Source organism: Serratia liquefaciens ATCC 27592, from assembly GCF_000422085.1.
GTDB classification, from domain to species: domain Bacteria; phylum Pseudomonadota; class Gammaproteobacteria; order Enterobacterales; family Enterobacteriaceae; genus Serratia; species Serratia liquefaciens.
Window position 1 is genome coordinate 3739476 of record NC_021741.1, and the last position, 19959, is coordinate 3759434.

19 protein-coding genes are annotated in these 19959 nt (G+C 55.5%); 7 read left to right on the top strand and 12 right to left on the bottom strand.

All coding sequences use genetic code 11. The annotated features are described in order from the left end of the window. Positions 1–10 precede the first annotated feature (10 nt). From maeB to M495_RS17565, 5 genes are all read right to left on the bottom strand, one after another. Positions 11–2290: an NADP-dependent oxaloacetate-decarboxylating malate dehydrogenase gene (maeB, locus tag M495_RS17540; protein ID WP_020828015.1), complete on the bottom strand. Its 2280-nt coding sequence runs from the start codon at positions 2288–2290 to the stop codon at positions 11–13. A 330-nt stretch (positions 2291–2620) separates the two neighbouring features. Beyond that, complete coding sequence (gene lysC / locus M495_RS25870) at positions 2621–2785, bottom strand: Rz1-like lysis system protein LysC (protein WP_162302858.1); 165 nt, start codon at positions 2783–2785, stop codon at positions 2621–2623. After that, positions 2775–3158 carry a DUF2570 family protein gene (locus M495_RS17555; protein ID WP_020828018.1) on the bottom strand — a complete coding sequence of 128 codons (384 nt, stop codon included), beginning with the start codon at positions 3156–3158 and terminating at the stop codon, positions 2775–2777. Before M495_RS17555 ends, lysC begins: the two co-directional genes overlap by 11 nt. Next, positions 3155–3556, bottom strand: coding sequence for a M15 family metallopeptidase (locus M495_RS17560; RefSeq protein ID WP_020828019.1), 402 nt, complete (start codon positions 3554–3556; stop codon positions 3155–3157). Before M495_RS17560 ends, M495_RS17555 begins: the two co-directional genes overlap by 4 nt. Continuing rightward, a complete protein-coding gene (locus M495_RS17565; RefSeq protein ID WP_020828020.1) occupies positions 3546–3872 on the bottom strand; it encodes a phage holin, lambda family in 327 nt (108 codons plus the stop codon). The genes M495_RS17560 and M495_RS17565 overlap by 11 nt, the downstream gene beginning before the upstream one ends. Before the next feature lie 296 nt (positions 3873–4168). Between M495_RS17565 and M495_RS17570 the strand changes: the two genes are divergently transcribed. Next, on the top strand, positions 4169–5668 hold the full coding sequence (locus M495_RS17570; RefSeq protein ID WP_020828021.1) for a glycosyl hydrolase family 18 protein: 1500 nt from the start codon (positions 4169–4171) through the stop codon (positions 5666–5668). Positions 5669–5764: 96 nt separating this feature from the next. On the opposite strand, the gene M495_RS17575 is transcribed toward M495_RS17570, so the two are convergent. After that, entirely contained in the window at positions 5765–6706 is a 942-nt protein-coding gene (locus tag M495_RS17575) for a LysR family transcriptional regulator (protein ID WP_020828022.1), read from the bottom strand. Positions 6707–7111: 405 nt separating this feature from the next. On the opposite strand from M495_RS17575, the gene M495_RS17580 reads away from it, so the two are divergent. The 5 genes from M495_RS17580 (at position 7112) to M495_RS17600 (ending at position 12673) form a co-directional block, all read left to right on the top strand. Next, positions 7112–7705, top strand: a complete 594-nt coding sequence (locus tag M495_RS17580) for a lytic polysaccharide monooxygenase (protein WP_020828023.1) — start codon at positions 7112–7114, stop codon at positions 7703–7705. Between the two features lie 295 nt (positions 7706–8000). Continuing rightward, complete coding sequence (gene tal, locus M495_RS17585; RefSeq protein WP_020828024.1) at positions 8001–8951, top strand: transaldolase; 951 nt, start codon at positions 8001–8003, stop codon at positions 8949–8951. A gap of 17 nt (positions 8952–8968) precedes the next feature. Further along, complete coding sequence (tkt, locus tag M495_RS17590) at positions 8969–10963, top strand: transketolase (RefSeq protein WP_020828025.1); 1995 nt, start codon at positions 8969–8971, stop codon at positions 10961–10963. Positions 10964–11587: 624 nt separating this feature from the next. Continuing rightward, a complete protein-coding gene (ureE, locus tag M495_RS17595) occupies positions 11588–12136 on the top strand; it encodes an urease accessory protein UreE (protein ID WP_020828026.1) in 549 nt (182 codons plus the stop codon). 114 nt (positions 12137–12250) lie between these two features. Beyond that, positions 12251–12673: a helix-turn-helix domain-containing protein gene (locus M495_RS17600; protein WP_020828027.1), complete on the top strand. Its 423-nt coding sequence runs from the start codon at positions 12251–12253 to the stop codon at positions 12671–12673. Between the two features lie 48 nt (positions 12674–12721). Here M495_RS17600 and nudK read toward each other — a convergent pair whose 3' ends face one another. The 6 genes from nudK to napF form a co-directional block, all read right to left on the bottom strand. Continuing rightward, entirely contained in the window at positions 12722–13297 is a 576-nt protein-coding gene (gene nudK / locus M495_RS17605; protein WP_020828028.1) for a GDP-mannose pyrophosphatase NudK, read from the bottom strand. Between the two features lie 130 nt (positions 13298–13427). Continuing rightward, positions 13428–14045 (bottom strand): cytochrome c-type protein NapC, encoded by a 618-nt coding sequence (gene napC, locus M495_RS17610; RefSeq protein ID WP_020828029.1) that lies wholly within the window; start codon positions 14043–14045, stop codon positions 13428–13430. Between the two features lie 11 nt (positions 14046–14056). Continuing rightward, positions 14057–14506 carry a nitrate reductase cytochrome c-type subunit gene (gene napB / locus M495_RS17615; RefSeq protein WP_041414810.1) on the bottom strand — a complete coding sequence of 150 codons (450 nt, stop codon included), beginning with the start codon at positions 14504–14506 and terminating at the stop codon, positions 14057–14059. Between the two features lie 54 nt (positions 14507–14560). After that, positions 14561–17047, bottom strand: coding sequence for a nitrate reductase catalytic subunit NapA (gene napA, locus M495_RS17620; RefSeq protein WP_020828031.1), 2487 nt, complete (start codon positions 17045–17047; stop codon positions 14561–14563). Then, entirely contained in the window at positions 17044–17310 is a 267-nt protein-coding gene (gene napD / locus M495_RS17625) for a chaperone NapD (RefSeq protein ID WP_020828032.1), read from the bottom strand. The genes napA and napD overlap by 4 nt, the downstream gene beginning before the upstream one ends. Beyond that, entirely contained in the window at positions 17300–17800 is a 501-nt protein-coding gene (gene napF / locus M495_RS17630; protein ID WP_020828033.1) for a ferredoxin-type protein NapF, read from the bottom strand. Before napF ends, napD begins: the two co-directional genes overlap by 11 nt. A gap of 401 nt (positions 17801–18201) precedes the next feature. Between napF and narQ the strand changes: the two genes are divergently transcribed. Beyond that, the gene (gene narQ, locus M495_RS17635; RefSeq protein WP_020828034.1) at positions 18202–19884 is read left to right on the top strand and encodes a nitrate/nitrite two-component system sensor histidine kinase NarQ; all 1683 of its coding nucleotides are present in this window, start codon (positions 18202–18204) and stop codon (positions 19882–19884) included. Positions 19885–19959: the final 75 nt, after the last annotated feature.

The window sequence follows — 19959 nt, forward strand, 5'->3', positions numbered from 1 at the left end:
TGCCGAAGGCTTATAACGGTTCGGTCTGCGCTTCCACAACCGCCAGCGCCACCATGTTGACGATGCGGCGCACCGAGGCGATTGGCGTCAGGATGTGTACCGGTTTCGCTACTCCCATCAGCACCGGCCCCACGGTAACCCCTTCCGAAGACGACACACGCAGCAGGTTGTAGCTGATACGCGCCGCTTCCATGTTCGGCATAATCAGCACGTTGGCCGAGCCTTTCAGCGGGCTGTCCGGCATCAGATCATTACGAATGCTCTCAACCAACGCGGCATCGCCGTGCATCTCGCCGTCGATTTCCAGCTCCGGCGCCATCTGATTCACCAACTCGAGCGTTTTACGCATCTTGCAGGCTGCCGGGTTATCGGAAGAACCAAAGCTGGAATGGGACAGCAACGCGACCTTCGGCTCAATGCCGAAACGACGCACGGTTTCCGCCGCCATCAGGGTGATTTCCGCCAGTTGCTCCGGCGTCGGATCGTCATTGACATAGGTGTCAGCGATAAAGGTGTTGCCGCTTGGCAGCAGCAGCGCATTCATCGCCCCGGCGACATGGGCGCCCTCACGGAAGCCAAATACTTTTTCAACCACGTCGTAATGCTCGTGATAGCTGCCAATGGTGCCGCAGATCATCGCATCCGCCTCGCCACGATGCAGCATGATGGCGGCAATCAGCGTCGGGTTGCCGATCACCGCACGGCGCGCCTGTTCCTGCGAAACGCCGCGGCGTTTCATGATCTGGTAGTACTCGCCCCAGTATTCATTGAAACGCGGATCGGACTCGTTGTTCACCACTTCAAAGTCTTTACCCGGCGTCAGCTGCAGACCGAGTTTTTTCAGCCGCATTTCGATCACGCTCGGGCGCCCCACCAGAATCGGATAGGCCAAGCCTTGCGACACCAATTCCTGAGTGGCGTGCAGTACCCTTTCTTCTTCGCCTTCCGCCATCACCACCCGCTTCATTTCCTTCTTCGCCTGGGCAAAGATCGGTTTCATGAACAGGTTGGTTTTGTAAACGAATTCAGACAGCTTTTCGACATAGGCATCAAAGTCTTCGATCGGCCGCGTCGCCACGCCAGACTCCATCGCCGCCTTGGCCACTGCCGGAGCGATTTTAACAATCAGGCGCGGATCGAAAGGTTTGGGAATGATGTATTCAGGGCCAAATGACAGATCCTGATCACCATAGGCCGACGCCACCACGTCGCTTTGCTCTGCCAACGCCAGATCGGCAATCGCATGTACGCAGGCCAGCTTCATCTCTTCGTTAATGGTGGTCGCCCCCACGTCCAGCGCACCGCGGAAGATGAACGGGAAGCACAGCACGTTGTTTACCTGGTTCGGGTAATCGGAGCGGCCGGTACAGATAATGGCGTCCGGGCGCACGGCTTTCGCCAGCGGCGGCAGGATTTCCGGTTCTGGGTTGGCCAGCGCCATGATCAACGGATCCCTGGCCATGGTTTTCACCATATCCTGAGTCAAGACACCCGGGCCGGAACAACCGAGGAAGATGTCGGCGTTAGGGATAGCGTCACCCAGCGTACGCTGGCCGTTATCTTCAATAGCATAAGCCGCCTTGGTCTGCTCCATATTGGCGTCACGGCCTTTGTAGATCACCCCTTTGGAGTCGCAGACGGTAATGTTCTGCTGGCGCAGCCCCAGGGCCACCAGCAGGTTCAGACAGGCGATCGACGCGGCACCGGCTCCGGAAACCACCAGCCGCACGTCGGAAATATTCTTTTTCACTACACGCAGGCCGTTCAACACTGCGGCGGTCGTGATGATCGCGGTACCGTGCTGATCGTCGTGGAACACCGGGATCTTCATGCGCTCACGCAGTTTCTGCTCGATGTAGAAACACTCCGGCGCTTTGATGTCTTCCAGGTTAATGCCGCCGAAGGTCGGCTCCAGCGCGGCGATGATGTCGATCAGCTTGTCAGGGTTTAGCTCATCGACTTCGATATCAAACACGTCGATACCGGAAAATTTCTTGAACAGGACGCCCTTCCCTTCCATCACTGGTTTACCGGCCAGCGCACCGATATTGCCCAGGCCCAGCACGGCCGTGCCGTTGGAAATGACCGCCACCAGGTTGCCACGCGCGGTATATTTGTAGGCCGCCAGCGGATCGGCAGCAATTTCCAGACAAGGTGCCGCGACGCCCGGCGAATAGGCCAGCGCCAGATCGCGTTGCGTTGCCAGCGGCTTGGTGGGGGATACCTGGATCTTCCCTGGGACCGGATATTGGTGGAAATCAAGCGCACTCTGTTTGAGCTGTTCGTCCATTGTAGGTTCCTATGCTTTTTGCTTTTATGTTGAGGTAAGGCTATTAAGCTGTGTCCTGCCATTGTTCGTGCCAGCGTCGCAGACCCAAAAGCCCGTAACCAAGGCGGAGGATGCTGGACATAGCGTGCCTATGTTCAAACCCGACAACGCTAAGTACGGTTTTTTGGGCGCGGCCCGAAGGGCTGGCGCTCACGTACAATGGCAGGACGCAGCCTTGTAGTATAGTGAGAGAAACGTCACAAACTTTGAAGCGGGCCAAAACCTTGATCGAAATAGTTTTATAAAAGTAAAAAAAGAAGTACCACAGGACGAAGAAGAAAAACACTGCCATCAGTGCGCTGGCAGTTGGGCGCGCCAGGCATTCAGCGTGGCCACCCGGCCTGCGCAGATTTGTAACGAGGTTTGTAGCGCCAGGGTATAACTCAGCGCATCGCCCCAGGTATTGCCCAGCAGTTGCGGCTGCTCGCACGGAATAAACACCGTTTCAGGGGGCAACAGTACCACCGGCACTGCCGGCTGCGGCGGTTGGGCGCAGGAGCTCAATAACAGCGCCAGGCATAGGCTGCCCAGCGCAGGCGTCATTTTTAATCGCTTCACGGTATTTCCTCTGATAAACATCGCTTTGCTGCCGCAGCTGCTGCTCCTGTTGCTGCTGAGCCGCCATCAGCGCACGATTCTGTGCATCCTGAGTTTGCAGCGTGGCAATCAACCCCGCCTGCTGCGCCAGGGTCTTTTGCTGCTCTAACGCCTGCTGCCGCGCCAGCTCCAGCCGGTGCGACAACAGCGAGCTGTAGCCGCCAAGGCAGATGGCTACCAACAACAACAGCAGCAATCCGCCCTGCGCCAGCCTGTTCAGCCAACCGCTCATGCCGGGTAATCCTTAAAGGAAAGCTGGAAGTGCGGCCCGTCCTTCAGCGTCTTCCATTCCCCGCCCCACTCAACGGCAACCGCACACTCTCGCGCGGCACGACGGACCGCCACCGCGATTTGCGCATAATAGTCCCACTCCCAGGACACTACGCCTGCCGGCATGGCCACCACGTCCACCGCGTGGCCGGTCAAATGGCGGCTTTTCAGCGTCTGGCTTTGCCCACCGCGCACCAGGTCACGCTGACGCGCCATGCTGCGACGCCCTTCGGTGATGGAAAAAGGCACCAGCGAATAATACAGCGCCAGCCGCATCACCCGCACCAGATCCGGATGCACGTCCATTAAATTGGTCTCGCTGCGTGCGGTAAAACGAATGTCTTCAATTTCATTTATCATCTTTAAACCCCGTTTTTTTGCCAATAAATCTTTTAATTAATGCGCTGATATAATCAGCCCCAAGAAAACCAATCAGCACGCTGGCAAGGTTCGCCCACTTTAATTCCAGCCCGGTCAGCGCCAAGGCGTCGCGCACCGTCCAGGCCAATAACGCGCACATGCCTGCATTTAATAAACGGCGCCGCATACCGACATTGCGATAAGCCCCGTGCAATAGCGCCATGAGCCCTGCCAAAATGGCATTCATCACCGGCTGAAGATATTCACATGCTCGCTGAATAATTAAGCCAACAGCGTCTGGCTCTAAGCTGGACATAGCTACACTCCTATTTTATTTTAATTAAACGCCAATCACGGCCGGTGGAATATCGGTACCATCAGAATCTAGTTAAGGATGCTATAACAAAGCAAATGAATAAATACAGCCTCTAAAGTCAAATTCATTCATGCTCACCCATGGCACAACACCCCCCTGCCAAATAACTTGGCAAGCCGATAAAAAATTCATCTTTATTGTGATTTATTTCGACTTCTCTTTATCCGATAAATAAACATTAATAGCGGCGGGAGATTCACTCTCAATGACAAAAACCTTAACTCTGGAGAAATACCATGTCAGAACGTAAAGCCGTTATTGGTTATTATTTCATTCCTACTAACCAAATTAATCACTATACCGAGTCCGATACTTCAATCGTACCTTTCCCGGTGTCCAATATTACACCGGCCAAGGCCAGGCAACTGACCCACATTAATTTCTCGTTCCTCGACATTAACAGCAATCTGGAGTGCGCCTGGGATCCGGAAACCAACGACGCCAAGGCGCGTGATGTGGTTAGCCGTTTGACTGCGCTGAAGGCGCATAACCCGAATCTGCGCATCATGTTCTCTATCGGCGGCTGGTATTACTCCAACGATCTGGGGGTGTCCCATGCCAACTATGTCAACGCGGTCAAAACCCCGGCGGCACGCACCAAATTTGCGCAATCCTGCGTCCGCATCATGAAAGACTATGGCTTTGACGGCGTAGACATTGACTGGGAATACCCGCAGAGCAGCGAGGTCGACGGTTTTGTCGCCGCGCTGCAGGAAATCCGCACCCTGCTCAATCAGCAAACCCAGGCCGACGGCCGTCAGGCGCTGCCTTACCAACTGACCATCGCCGGTGCAGGTGGCGCGTTCTTCCTGTCGCGCTACTACAGCAAGCTGCCGCAGATCGTCGCCTCACTCGATTACATCAACCTGATGACCTACGATCTGGCCGGCCCATGGGAAAAAATCACCAACCACCAGGCAGGCTTGTTCGGCGACAGCGCCGGGCCAACCTTCTATAACGCGCTGCGTGAAGCCAATCTCGGCTGGAGCTGGGAAGAGCTGACTCGCGCCTTCCCCAGCCCGTTCAGCCTGACGGTAGACGCCGCCGTACAGCAACATCTGATGCTGGAAGGCGTGCCGAGCAGCAAGATCGTCATGGGCGTGCCGTTCTACGGCCGGGCGTTCAAAGGCGTCAGCGCCACTAACGGCGGCCAGTACAGCAGCCACAGCACGCCGGGGGAAGATCCCTTCCCTGGCACCGATTACTGGTTGGTCGGCTGTGAAGAGTGCGTCCGCGACAAGGATCCCCGCATCGCCTCTTACCGCCAGCTGGAGCAAATGCTGTTGGGCAACTACGGCTATCAGCGCCTGTGGAACGATAAAACCAAAACGCCGTATCTGTACCACGCGGCCAATGGCCTGTTCGTCACCTATGACGATGCCGAAAGCTTCAAGTACAAGGCGAAGTACATCAAACAGCAGCAGTTGGGCGGCGTGATGTTCTGGCACCTGGGCCAGGACAACCGCAATGGCGATCTGTTGGCCTCACTCGACCGTTACTTCAACGCACCGGACTATGACGACAACCAGTTGGATATGGGCACCGGCTTGCGCTATACCGGCGTTGGCCCAGGTAATCTGCCAATCATGAGCGCCCCGGCCTACGTTGCCGGTACCACCTATAACCAGGGAGCATTGGTGTCGTATCAGGGCTATGTCTGGCAGGCCAAGTGGGGCTATATCACTGCCGTGCCGGGTTCCGATACCGCCTGGCTGAAAGTGGGTCGCGTGGCGTAACGGTCAGCGACGACATAAAAAAACCCCGGGGCTGATGGCGACGGGGTTTTTACTGCTTTAAACGTTTAATTTTCGCATCCCTTCGTGGTCACTCCCTCAGTTGTTACACCAAGGATAACCCCCATCACGTATTACTTCCCGCCCCAGCAGACTGAAGACGTCGCTTTTGCGCGTCAGCCGCTCATGCCACCAGCTAAAACCGGCCCCTTTGCTGGCCGGATGCCAGGCCAGCCAAATCATTTCATCGCCTTTTTGCATATCGACCGGTACCGTCACCAACTCGCCGCTGGCCAGCTCTTTTTCTATCAGCGCCGGCGGCAAGAAGCCGTGCCCAATACCCCGCTTCAACAGCGCCAATTTGCTCTCGACATCGCATACCATCAGTTGGCGCTGCAACGGCATGGCGCCGTGGTTACGCTTGGGCAGCTCGTGGCTGCTGTCGGCAATGCCCACCACGATATCGTTCAGCCGCTGGTTTTTATCCACCGGCTTTTTCTGCGCCGCAAAGGGATGAGAAGGAGAAACGCACAGCACAAAATTCAGCTTGCCGAGCATCAGCGTCTTGGCCTGCACGCTGTCCGGGATCTGGCCAATGGCAATAATCAAATCCGCCCGGTTGTTCTTCAACGCATCCCAGGTGCCATTCAACGCTTCACGCTGCACGGATATGTTGGCGTTTGGGCTGTGCTGGATATAGTCGCGGATATCCTGGGTGAGCGTTTCCAGCGGAAAGAAATTATCAACCACGATGCGGATATTATTATCGAACTTTGGGATGTTTCTTACCCTACTCTCCAGATCCTGTACCGCATTTAAAATCCAGCCACCTTCCTGCAGCAGGAATTCCCCTTCATCCGTCAGGGTAATCATCGGGCCATTACGATGAAAAAGTTTCACGCAGAGTTTACTTTCTATATTGGAAACCCGGTAAGATATTGCCGAAGGGGTTTTATGCAACGCCTCCGCCGCCATTGAGAAAGAGCCGGTACTTTTGATGGTGCTGATTATTTTAATCGCATCCAGGGATAATCTAGTCATACAAATTCCTCTTTGACATAAAATAAGAAAAAAATGACACTAAATTCCCAAGTGGTTGGCGCGTAAAAGTCGTTCAAGTCACACAAGAGTAAGCAAAACCACAAGCAATATACTCTATATTGCAGCACGTCATCTGAAAGACTATTCATCAACACTTTAAATAAAATTCATCATGACGCCGTTTTTTTAGACAGCAGTGTTTAAATAAATTCAATCAAGAAATAAAAGACAATCATCATAATAATTTTAGTTAATAGCCTATAAAACATTCCACCCTGACAGCTGAGTCTAAGGGTAAAAATAAAACAAGCCGCCAAGAATGATGTTTTTAATTTTTTAATAACCTCTCTTTTTGTCGGTGAAAATAAACCCAACTTACAATACAACTTCAGTCAGGAGTGACTTATGAACAATACTTCCCGTACCCTTATGTCCCTTGGCCTGCTGAGCGCCGCGTTGTTCGGCGTATCACAACAGGCCGCCGCCCACGGTTACGTCGAAACGCCGGCCAGCCGCTCCTATCAGTGCAAACTGCAGCTCAATACCCAATGCGGCAGTGTGCAATATGAACCACAGAGCGTTGAAGGCTTGAAAGGCTTCCCACAGGCGGGTCCGGCTGACGGGCATATCGCCAGCGCCGACAAATCCACCTTCTTCGAACTGGATCAGCAAACGCCAACCCGTTGGAACAAGATCAATCTGCACACCGGCGCCAACTCCTTCACCTGGAGACTGACCGCTCGCCACAGCACCACCAGCTGGCGTTATTTCATTACCAAGCCGAACTGGGACGCGTCACAGCCACTGACCCGTGCGTCCTTTGACCTGACGCCGTTCTGTCAACAGAACGACGGCGGTGCGATTCCAGCCGCGCAGGTCACCCACCAGTGCAACATACCTGCAGACCGCAGCGGTTCGCACGTCATCCTCGCCGTGTGGGATGTAGCAGATACGACCAATGCCTTCTATCAGGCGATTGACGTTAACTTGACCAAATAATAAGGAAGGGAAATACCACAGGGTTCAGCCGGGTGCTGAACCCTTTTTTATTGCGAGTGCGCTATGCCACATCTTTTTCCCCTCGGTCAGCCCATACTGACACCGCCTTCGCAGGTGCGGTAAGCGGCTGCAAAACCGCGCCCTACCTGGCTCGTTTCGGGATCCATTGTTCTTATCCATCGCAACAATCAGAAAAAGCGCATTTTAATCATCGGGCTTCTGATGCAGTGTGTTCAGCCTACGATGAAAAACGTTCTCATTTCCCTACATTGACGTTTGGTCAAGGAGCTTATTAATGAACCAATTAGACGCACTCAAGCAGCTCACCACGGTGGTAGCCGACAGCGGCGATATCGAATCCATCCGCCAGTTCGAACCGCAGGATGCCACCACTAACCCTTCATTGATTCTGAAAGCCGCTGCGCTGCCTCAATATAAGCCACTGATCCTCGAAGCTCTGAACTATGCCCGCCAGCAAGGTGGCAATAAAGAAACCCAACTGATCAACGCCAGCGACAAGCTGGCGGTGAACATCGGCGTCGAAATTCTCAAAAGCGTGCCGGGCCGCATTTCCACCGAAGTGGACGCACGCCTGTCCTTCGACCGCGGCATGTGCGTGGCCAAGGCGCGTAAGCTGATCGGCATGTATCAGGAACAGGGTATTGATAAGTCGCGTATTCTGATCAAGCTGGCCTCCACCTGGGAAGGCATCAAAGCCGCCGAAGAACTGGAAAAAGAAGGCATCAACACCAACCTGACGCTGCTGTTCTCTTTTGCCCAGGCCCGCGCCTGTGCCGAAGCCGGCGTGTTCCTGATTTCCCCGTTCGTGGGGCGTATCTATGACTGGTATCAGGCCAAACAGCCTGCTGCAGACTATGACGCCGAGCAGGATCCGGGCGTCAAATCGGTGCGCAACATTTATGAATACTACAAACAGCACCGCTATCAGACCGTGATCATGGGTGCCAGCTTCCGCAAGGTTGAGCAGATCCTGGCGCTGGCCGGTTGCGATCGTCTGACTATTGCGCCGAACCTGCTGGAGCAGCTCAAACAAAGCGAGCAACCGGTAGAACGCAAACTGACGCCATCCACCGAGGCCTTCCACCAACCTGCCCCGCTGGCCGAAGCCGAATTCCGCTGGCTGCATAATCAGGACGCCATGGCCGTTGAAAAACTGGCCGAAGGTATTCGTCTGTTCGCCGTTGACCAGCAAAAGCTGGAAGACATGCTGTCCGCTGAACTGTAATCACTCTGGAGTAAAACATGTCCTCTCGTAAAGAGCTTGCCAACGCCATCCGCGCACTCAGCATGGACGCCGTACAAAAAGCAAATTCCGGTCACCCGGGTGCACCTATGGGCATGGCGGACATCGCCGAAGTCCTGTGGCGTGACTACCTGAACCACAACCCGACCAACCCGCACTGGGCTGACCGTGACCGCTTCGTCCTCTCCAACGGCCATGGCTCCATGCTGATTTACAGCCTGCTGCACCTTACCGGCTACGACCTGCCGATGAGCGAGCTGGAAAACTTCCGCCAGCTGCACTCCAAAACCCCGGGCCACCCGGAATACGGCTACACCCCAGGCGTGGAAACCACCACCGGCCCACTGGGCCAGGGCATCGCCAACGCCGTCGGCTTCGCCATTGCCGAACGCACCCTGGCCGCGCAGTTCAACCGCCCGGGCCATGACGTGGTCGACCACCACACCTACGCCTTTATGGGCGACGGCTGCATGATGGAAGGCATCTCTCACGAAGTCTGTTCCCTGGCCGGTACCCTCAAGCTCGGCAAACTGACCGCGTTCTACGATGACAACGGCATCTCCATCGACGGTCACGTGGAAGGCTGGTTCACCGACAACACCGCCGAGCGCTTTGAAGCCTACGGCTGGCACGTGGTGCGTCACGTGGACGGCCACAACCCGGATGCCATCAAGGCCGCGATTGAAGAAGCCCGCAAGGTCACCGACAAGCCGTCCCTGCTGATGTGCAAAACCGTGATTGGCTTCGGCTCCCCGAACAAGGCCGGTACCCACGACGTGCACGGTGCTGCGCTGGGCGCCGCCGAGGTGGCCGCCACCCGCGAAGCCCTGGGCTGGAAATACGCCGCCTTCGAAATCCCGCAGGACATCTATGCCCAGTGGGATGCCAAAGAAGCCGGCAAGGCGAAAGAAGCGGCCTGGAACGACAAGTTCGCCGCCTACGCCAAGGCCTTCCCGGAACTGGCGGCCGAGTTCAAACGCCGCATGAACGGCGAACTGCCGGCCAACTGGAAAGCCGACGCCAAAGCCTTCGTCGAGCAGCTGCAGGCCAACCCGGCCAACATCGCCAGCCGCAAGGCCTCGCAGAACGCGCTGGAAGCCTTCGGAAAGGTGCTGCCTGAGTTCCTCGGCGGCTCCGCTGACCTGGCGCCTAGCAACCTGACCATGTGGTCCGGCTCGAAAGCGCTGAACGTTGACCCGGCGGGTAACTACATCCACTACGGCGTGCGCGAGTTCGGCATGACCGCCATCACCAACGGCATCGCGCTGCACGGCGGCTTCCTGCCGTACTCCGCGACCTTCCTGATGTTCGTGGAATACGCCCGTAACGCGGTGCGCATGGCGGCGCTGATGAAAATCCGCAACGTGTTCGTTTATACCCACGACTCCATCGGTCTGGGCGAAGACGGCCCGACACACCAGCCGGTTGAGCAGATTGCCAGCCTGCGCGTGACCCCGAACATGAGCACCTGGCGTCCGTGTGACCAGGTGGAATCGGCGATTGCCTGGCAGTACGGCATCGAGCGCAATGACGGCCCGACCACGCTGATTTTCTCGCGTCAGAACCTGACCCAGCAGCCACGTACCGCGGAGCAGCTGGCCAACGTTTACCGCGGCGGCTACGTGCTGAAGGACTGTGCCGGTACGCCGGACGTCATCCTGATTGCCACCGGTTCGGAAGTGGGCATCACCGTGGAAGCGGCAGACAAGCTGAGCGCGGCGGGCACCAAGGTGCGCGTGGTCTCGATGCCGTCTACCGACGCTTTCGACAAGCAGGACGCGGCTTACCGTGAATCCGTGCTGCCGGCGGCGGTCACTGCCCGCGTGGCGGTGGAAGCGGGTATCGCGGACTACTGGTACAAGTACGTGGGCCTGAACGGCGCTATCGTGGGCATGACCACCTTTGGTGAGTCGGCACCGGCAGAGCAGCTGTTCAAAGAGTTCGGCTTCACCGTGGATAACGTGGTGGCCAAGGCGCAGGCACTGCTGAAATAAGGCATCTCGCGTCGCGTTACCCCAGGCCCGGCATCTTGCCGGGCTTTTTCGTTCTGGTGGAGACTCTTTTTAAAACTCCTATTAACTTCCACTCGATTGAGTTAACCACAAGCAGGTAGTTTATAACTTTACTTTATTTAAAATGACGTCAAAACCCGCAACAGACATAATGAAAATAAAATAACCCCCGCGATAGTTTTATTAAGAAATCAGTTTGCGAGATGTTTATTGATTTTTAGTGCCATTATTTTTATTGCAAAATGGCATATTAATAAGCACCTCATATAACTAATGAAACAGCGCCCCTTGGAACATGCTGTGCACATTTAAACAACAAAAACAAAACAACCAATAAAATCAGTTGATTATAAACAATCTCGACAAAACACAATAGCTAACAACTATTGATACTTATTTTTTGATCGATACTACCGATAGATTTAACCGATCAAAAGATAAAAATTAATAGATTGAACGATACGAACATAGCGTGTAATTTTCATTCCTATTTTAAAAACCCAAAAGGATAAAATAAAAAAACAAGAGAAAAGTGTTTCCTTCCGCATTTAGAATCAACTGAGACAATGATATAGGGATATTTAAAACTGACATGAGGGAGACACCATGATTATTATCAGCGAAACACTTGGAAACATAAATCGGCACAAAGAGTGGCAAGACAAGATCCGCGGAACCTCACCAGACTATCTCATTCTGGATTCCGCGCAGTTGGAAAAAGAATGTCATCAACAATCCACCCATGATGGGCTGAGGCTGGCCGTGTTTATGCCACCCAACAGCACGCTGGCGGATGGCGACATTTTAATCTGGGATGAGGAGACGAAAAACGCCGTTATCGTGAAGGTTATCTCGCATGACATTATGGTGATTAACCTGCAGCGCCTGCTCTGCGTCAATGCAGACGCCATTATTCACTATACGTTCAAACTGGGTTTGATTTTGGGGCAACATAAGCTGCACGCCATGATAAAGAACAACCTGGTTTACGTCCCGATCACCATCGCGACCAGCACGTTGGACGCCCTGTTCAAAGAGAACGGTTTTCACTCCCTGTCCTATTGGTATGTCAACGGTGCCGATATTTCGTCCTTGTTAACCCCCAATGAAATCGATCTGCTGTTCGACGGTATCTTTCCCTCTAGCCATGCGTGACATCAGGAACCTATCCCGCCCGCTGTCAGCATTCTTTTTATAAATCAGAGGCCATTCACCCAAGCAACAGAGTATGAACACCCCAAAAAGCCGATGTGATAAAAGGAGTTTTCCATGGCAATTAATATGCAGATTTTTATTAATGACATGATTAAATGGATAGAAAACAATTTGGGTGCAGAGCTGGATATTGAAACCATTGCCAAGAAATCCGGCTACAGCAGATTCCATATTCAGCGGCTTTTCAAATTGCATGCCGGACTGACCATTGCCCAATATATCAGAATGCGACGAGTCACCGAGGCGGCTATCGCCCTGAGGTTCACCGACAGAAAAATCATGGATATCGCACTAGACTATGGCTTTGACTCTCAGCAGGTTTTTACCCGAATATTCAAAAAACAGCTAAAGACCACGCCAGGCGAGCTGAGGAGAAGCAAGCAATTAAACAATAAGCGGCTCTGCCATTCCTTATACATGCCGACGATGCCACAAAAAATACCGACAGGCCCACCTAACGCCCACAAGCATAGTTAGCGAACGTGGGGTCATCTCGCCGTTCACCGGCGAGATGACCAGCAGGTCTCAGCCCATGATCCGATGAATTTGCAGGTACTGCAGCAGCATGATGGTTTTGCCGTCTTTAATACGGCCGTCGGCAATCATCGCCACCGCTTCGGTAAAGGGCAGTTCTACTACCTCAATATCTTCGTCTTCGATACCGCCGCCGGCCGCATTGCGCTCGTCGTCATGGTACTCGGCAATAAAGAAATGGACGATCTCGGTTACGCCGCCTGGCGACATATAGGCTTCGAAAATCTTCTGCACGTCACCGACCTGAAAACCGGTTTCTTCTACCGCTTCGCGACGTGCGCATTGCTCTGGAGAATCGGCATCCAACAAGCCAGCACAGGCCTCTAACAGCATGCCACTGTCGTTGCCGTTCACATACGTCGGCATGCGGAACTGATTGGTCAGCACCACGGTCCCTTTGGCACGGTTGTACAACAAAATGGTTGCGCCATTACCACGATCGTAGACTTCGCGCATCTGCTGAACGGAACCGCCATCCTTACGCTTGAGATCAAAAGTATATTTGTGCAGCACATACCAGTTATCCGAAAGCAGCTCTTTCTTCACATTCTCAATTTTCGCCGACATGAACCCTTCTTCTTTTCCGTTAGCTGAAACGCAAAAATGATACCGCGATTAAGCGCCGAAGGGGCAATGGATTTGCAACAAAAAGCCCCGCGGCTCATGGAGCGCTACGGGGCATTTGACCGCAAAAGATTTAGAACCCGTTAGGAACGTCGCGCATGTCCGGCAGCTTGTGCGCAATCCCCTTGTGGCAATCGATGCAGGTCTTGCCTTCCGTTACCGCCTTGTCGTGCATCTTCGCCGCCACGGTTTTCTGTGCGGTGAAGTCCATATACTCGAAGTTGTGGCAGTTACGGCACTCCTGAGAATCGTTGGCCTTCATTCGCGCCCATTCGTTGCTCGCCATCGCCAGCCGATGCTGGTCAAACTTCTGCGGCGTGTCGATCAGGCCGAACGCCTTGGCGTACAGCTCCTTGCTGGCCTTTATCTTGCGCAGCATTTTCGGCGCCCATTCATGAGGCACATGGCAATCCGGGCAGGTCGCACGCACGCCGCTGCGGTTGTTGTAATGAACCGTGCCCATGTACTCCTCGTAGACGTTTTCACGCATTTCATGGCAGCCGATACAGAACTGCTCGGTATTCGCCGCCTCCATGCCGGTATTGAAGCCGCCCCAGAAGATGATCCCGGCGCCAAAGCCCAGCAACAACAGCGTGCCCAACGCCAGGCGGCTTGGCCTGCGCCACCAGCGCCATAAACGTAACAGCAGGCCGGGCTTTTTCTCAGTCGTGGTGTGTTTGCGTTCGCTCATAGCTCCCCCGCTTAGCGCCCAAAGCCCGGCATGGGCTGGAAATCATTGCCGACAATCGGCGCCGCGTCGGTTTGCGGTACGTGGCACTGCAGGCAGAAGTAGCGACGTGGCGCGACATCGCTCAGCACCTTGCCGTCCCGGTCCATAAAGTGCGTCGGGCTGATGCGCGGTGCGCCGGTGGTGCGGTAATGCTCCACCCCGTGGCACTGCAGGCAACGGTTGGTGTTCTTGCTGATCTGGTAACCGTCAACGCTGTGCGGGATCATCGGCGGCTGATTGACATAGTTCAGCGCCATCCGCTCCTGCTGTTTCGGCATCGAAATCGGCCCGCCGACCGAGGCGGACACTTCCGGAGACTTGCTGAGATCAACATCACCCGCGGCAAACGCCAAGCCGGCGAACGCCAGCGACAATAAGGTCACCCACAGGGCAAGCGTCTTTTTCATAACAGGGCTTTTCATTTTTATTTGGCTCCCGGGTAATAAAATGGGGTCTTCATTCGCAATTCGTCAGCCTCACACCTTCTGCAACTTCACGGCGCATTTCTTGAAGTCGACTTCTTTAGAAAGCGGATCGGTGGCGTCCAGCGTCAGGTTATTCACCAACTGCGCCGCATCGAAGAACGGCATGTACACCAGTCCTCTTGGCGGGCGGTTACGGCCACGAGTTTCGACAGAACTGATCACCTCACCGCGGCGCGACAGCACCTTGACCTTGTCACCACGACGCAGGCCACGGCTTTTGGCATCCAGCGGATGGATAAACAACACCGCCTGCGGAAAGGCGCGATGCAGCTCCGGTACCCGTCGGGTCATGGTGCCGGTGTGCCAATGCTCCAGCACCCGACCGGTGGAAAGCCAAAGATCGTATTCGCCGTCCGGGCTTTCCGCCGCCGGTTCAAACGGCAGCGCAAAGATCACCGCCTTGCCGTCGGGTTTACCGTAGAAACGCACCGCTTCGCCCGCCTTCACATACGGATCCGTTCCTTCGCGGTAGCGCCACAGCGTTTCTTTGCCGTCCACCACCGGCCAACGCAGACCGCGTGCCTGGTGGTAACTGTCGAACGGCGCCAAATCGTGACCGTGGCCACGCCCGAAACCGGCATACTCCTCAAACAACCCTTTCTGCAGATAGAAGCCGACTTCCCGCGCCTCATCGTTGAGCTGGTCCGCCGGGATTTCCGACAGCGGGTACTTATTGACCTGGCCGTTGGCGAACAGCACGTCGTACAACGTTTTGCCGCGATATTCCGGCTTTTGCGCCAGCAGATCGGCCGGCCACACTTCCTCAACCTTGAAGCGTTTGGAGAACTCCACCAGTTGCCACAGATCGGATTTTGCCTCGCCCGGCGCTTTCACCTGCTGACGCCAGAACTGAGTACGACGCTCCGCATTGCCATAGGCGCCCTCTTTCTCCACCCACATGGCAGTCGGCAGGATCAGATCGGCGGCTAATGCGCTGACGGTCGGATAGGGATCGGACACCACCACAAAGTTGCGCGGATCGCGCCAGCCCGGCATCCTTTCTTCATTGATGTTCGGCCCGGCCTGCATGTTGTTGTTACACATCACCCAGTAGGCGTTCAGCTTGCCGTCTTTCAGCGCACGGTCTTGCGCCACCGCATGCAAACCGACTTTCGCCGGGATGGTGCCGGCCGGCAGTAGCCATTTCTGTTCGGCGATTTGGCGGTGTTTCTCATTGGTGACCACCATGTCAGCCGGCAGACGGTGAGAGAAAGTCCCGACCTCACGTGCGGTTCCGCACGCAGAAGGCTGGCCGGTCAGGGAGAACGGCCCGCAGCCGGGCTTGGAGATCTTGCCGGTCAGCAAGTGCAGGTTGTAGCACAGGTTATTGGCCCACACGCCGCGCGTATGCTGGTTGAAGCCCATTGTCCAGTACGACACCACCTTGATGTTCGGGTCAGCATACAGCTTCGCCAGCGCTTCCAACTGGTCTTCCGGCACGCCGCTCATTTGGGCCGTTTTTTCCAGCGTGTATTCCGCCACGAAGGCTTTGTACTCTTCGAAACTCATCGGCTCGGAAGCATCTGAACCTGGGTTTTTCGCTTTTTTCTCCAGTGGATGCGTCGGACGCAAGCCGTAGCCGATATCCGTCGCACCGCGGCGGAAATTGACGTGCCGATTCAGGAAGTCCTGATCCACCGCGTTGTTTTGAATGATGTAGTTGGCGATGTAGTTCATGATCGCCAAATCGGTCTGCGGCGTGAACACCATGCCGTTGTCCGCCAGTTCGAAGCTGCGGTGCTCAAAGGTGGACAACACAGAGACGTTGACGTGCTGGTTGCTCAGGCGACGGTCGGTAATGCGCGACCACAGGATCGGGTGCATCTCCGCCATGTTGGAGCCCCACAGCACAAAGGCGTCGGCCTGCTCGATATCGTCATAGCAGCCCATAGGCTCGTCCATGCCGAAGGTGCGCATAAAGCCCACCACCGCCGACGCCATGCAGTGACGTGCGTTAGGATCCAGGTTATTGGAACGCAGCCCGGCCTTGAGCAACTTGGCGGCAGCGTAGCCTTCCCACACCGTCCACTGGCCGGAGCCGAACATACCGACCGCCTCTGGACCTTTCTCTTTCAAAGCCTGCTTGAACTTGTCAGCCATGACGTCGAAAGCCTGCTGCCAGCTGACCGGGGTAAATTCGCCTTCTTTATGGTACTGGCCGTCTTTCATGCGCAGCAGCGGCTGAGTCAGACGGTCTTTGCCGTACATGATTTTTGGCAGGAAATAGCCTTTGATGCAGCTCAACCCACGGTTGACCGCCGCGTCCGGATCGCCCTGCGAGGCAACAATACGGCCATTCTGAGTGCCGACCAGCACCCCGCAGCCGGTGCCGCAGAAACGGCATGGCGCTTTGTCCCATTTGATAGCGTCAGCACTGCCCGCCACCGCCTGTGCCACCGTGGGAATAGTCAGCCCGGCGGCGGCCGCAGCGGCTACCGCGGCATTAGCTTTCATGAAGTCTCGACGACTGAGTTTCATGGCGTTACCTCACCTTGAGTGTCCTGCTGGTGATAAACCAGCGATACCGCCAGCACGCCATCCAGATTGCGCACCGACTCAATTTTTTCCAGCAGCCCTTGAGAGCATGCCGCTTGCATCACTACCACCAGCTTGCCGTTCTGCTGATCCTGCGCCGGAATTTCCGTGTCAGCGATCGCCAGCAAGGCCGTGACGAGTTGGGGAAAGCTTTCCGGTCTCGCCTGCACGACCAGACCGCTGACATGCCATTCGCTATTCATCATTATTATTTTCGCTCTGGGTTAAGGTGACGGCGCCGGTCGGGCAACCGGCGACACAGGCGCCGCAGCCGTTGCAGGCTGCTGCATCCAATACCGGCTGCGCCATTTCGCCCAAGCGGGGCCGAAAGCGGATCGCCTGGGGCTCGCAGCTGTCCTGGCAGCTGCGGCACTCCACGCCCCGCTGTGCCAGGCAGGCAGTACCGAATACCGCGTGTTGTCGCCAGGGGGTTTCCGTCAGTGGACGAAACACAGGTTCCGCGCAGGCCTGCGCACAACGCCCGCAAAACGTGCATTCCGCGCGTTGGAAATCAATTTCGGGAAAACCGCCGCTGCCGCTGATGAGCACCCCGGTTTCACAGGCGCGAACGCAGGCCTGACAGCGGGTGCAATCGGTAATAAAAAGGGATCCTTGCCGCGACCACGGGGGACGGATCGCAGCGGTTGGCTGACGCCATTGTCCTCCGAGCAGTTTGCGTCGCGACAATATGGTCATGCTGGTTATCCTTGACATTGCAAACACGGCATCGCGTGTAAATAGAACCTGTTTTTGTATTGTTATTGTTGCTGCTGTGCCCAGTGGGTTTCATCATGCTGACAGGCATAAACCCCTGAGAAAGACGGGGGTAAGATAAGAGGAGCGCGGGGGGTATATAATCCCCCTAAAGGGGTAAATACGGGGGTAGCTTGCGCCAGATCAATCTATTAATGGGGTTCGCGGGGTTTTCGTCCCCGATCTGCCGTCAAACGCTATCTAGTTGATTATATAACGTAGATGCTTACCGCTGCGACGAACGACCTGGCGCACAATGCCACGCATTTTAGTTGCAAAAGTTATAATTTTGCTTTCGAATGAAACCCGGCAATGCCCATTGCCTGCAAGAGAAGGATGAAGGATTGCTTGTTAAACGTTCAGTGACCAGCAGCCTGGCCAAGGCGCTGTTTTGCATTGTGATTCTGTCCGTGCTCTCTACCGGGTTGGCGCTGACCACCGTCGCGGACAGCCTGCGCGATGCCGAAGCGGTCAACATCGCCGGTTCACTGCGCATGCAGAGCTACCGGCTGGCGTATGATCTCACCCGCTCCGCCCCGGAGCTGGAACAACACCTGCTGCAGTATCAGCAGTCTCTGCAAGCCCCGGCATTGCAAAAGCTCGATCGTTTTTATGTGCCTGCGGACGTGCGGGAAAAATACCTGTCGCTGCAGCACGCCTGGCAACCACTGGCACAGCAAATCCAGGCCGGTCAGTCGGCCGATTATCAGGCCAATATCGCCGGCTATGTGAACCAGATTGACCATTTCGTGTTAGCGCTGCAGCGTTATTCCGAGTTGAAACTGACCATCGTGGCCACCATTAGCGTCGTGGGCTATATCGCCATCATCGGTCTGGTGCTGTTTTGCATCCGCTTTATGCGCCGTCAGGTAGTGGCGCCGCTCAAGCATCTGGTGGACGCCAGCCAGCGTGTGCAACAGCGCGATTTTAACCATCTCCCGTTGGATACCGCACTGCCGAACGAGCTGGGCGTGCTGTCGCAGGCCTTTACCGCCATGTCCGGCGATCTGGCCAAACTCTACCAGTCGCTGGAACAGAAAGTGCAGGTGAAAACCCAGCGCCTGCAGCAGGCGAACAAGACGCTGGAGGTGCTGTACAACTGCTCGCAGGCGCTGAGCGTGCGGCAGATAGATCAGCAGGCTTTTGAGAAAATCCTGCATATCGTGCGTCAAAGTGAAGATTTGCACTGCATCCGCTTAAAAGTGGCGGACAGCCTCAGCGAATGGCAGTTGCACAGCGGTCTCCCTTCATCGACGCTGGACTGGCAATCGCTGACCATCATCCAGGGCGACAAACCGCTGGGGGAACTGAGCTGGCAATATCAGGAACATCCGCCGCATCCGCACCTGATGCAGAGCGTGGCCAACATGCTCAGCCGCGGGGTTTATTTTAACCGTGCGCAGAAACAGCACATGCAATTCCTGTTGATGGAAGAGCGCGCCACCATCGCCCGGGAACTGCACGACTCTCTGGCGCAGGCCCTCTCCTTTTTACGCATTCAGCTCACCTTGCTCAAGCGCACGTTGGCGGACAGCACCCCCGACGCACAAGAGATTATCGCCGATTTTGATCGGGCTCTGGCCGATGCTTATCGCCAGCTGCGCGAGCTATTGACCACCTTCCGCCTGAACATTCAGGAAGCCGACTTGAACACCGCATTGAACCAATTGTTGGCGCCATTAAAGGTTCTTACCGCAGCACGGATTCAGTTACACTGTCGGCTTTCTTCCCAGGCGCTTAACGCTCAGCAGCAGGTACATGCGCTGCAAATTGTGCGTGAAGCGGTGCTCAACGCCATCAAACATGCCGATGCACGGGCGATCGTGATTCGCTGTGAGGTCACGGCCGAGGGTGACAACAGGATCAGCATCGCTGACGATGGCTGCGGTATTGCCAGCCTGAATGAACCTGAAGGTCACTACGGGCTGACCATCATGAGCGAACGCGCCGCGCGGCTGGGGGGAACGCTGCGCATCCAGCGGGGTGAGCCAGACGGCACGGAAGTCCGCCTGACATTTCCGCCATAAAACCACGGCCGTTCACCCTTCGTTACGGTTTAACGATGTCCGACGGTCATTTCAGGATGTTTGTGGCGCCAATTG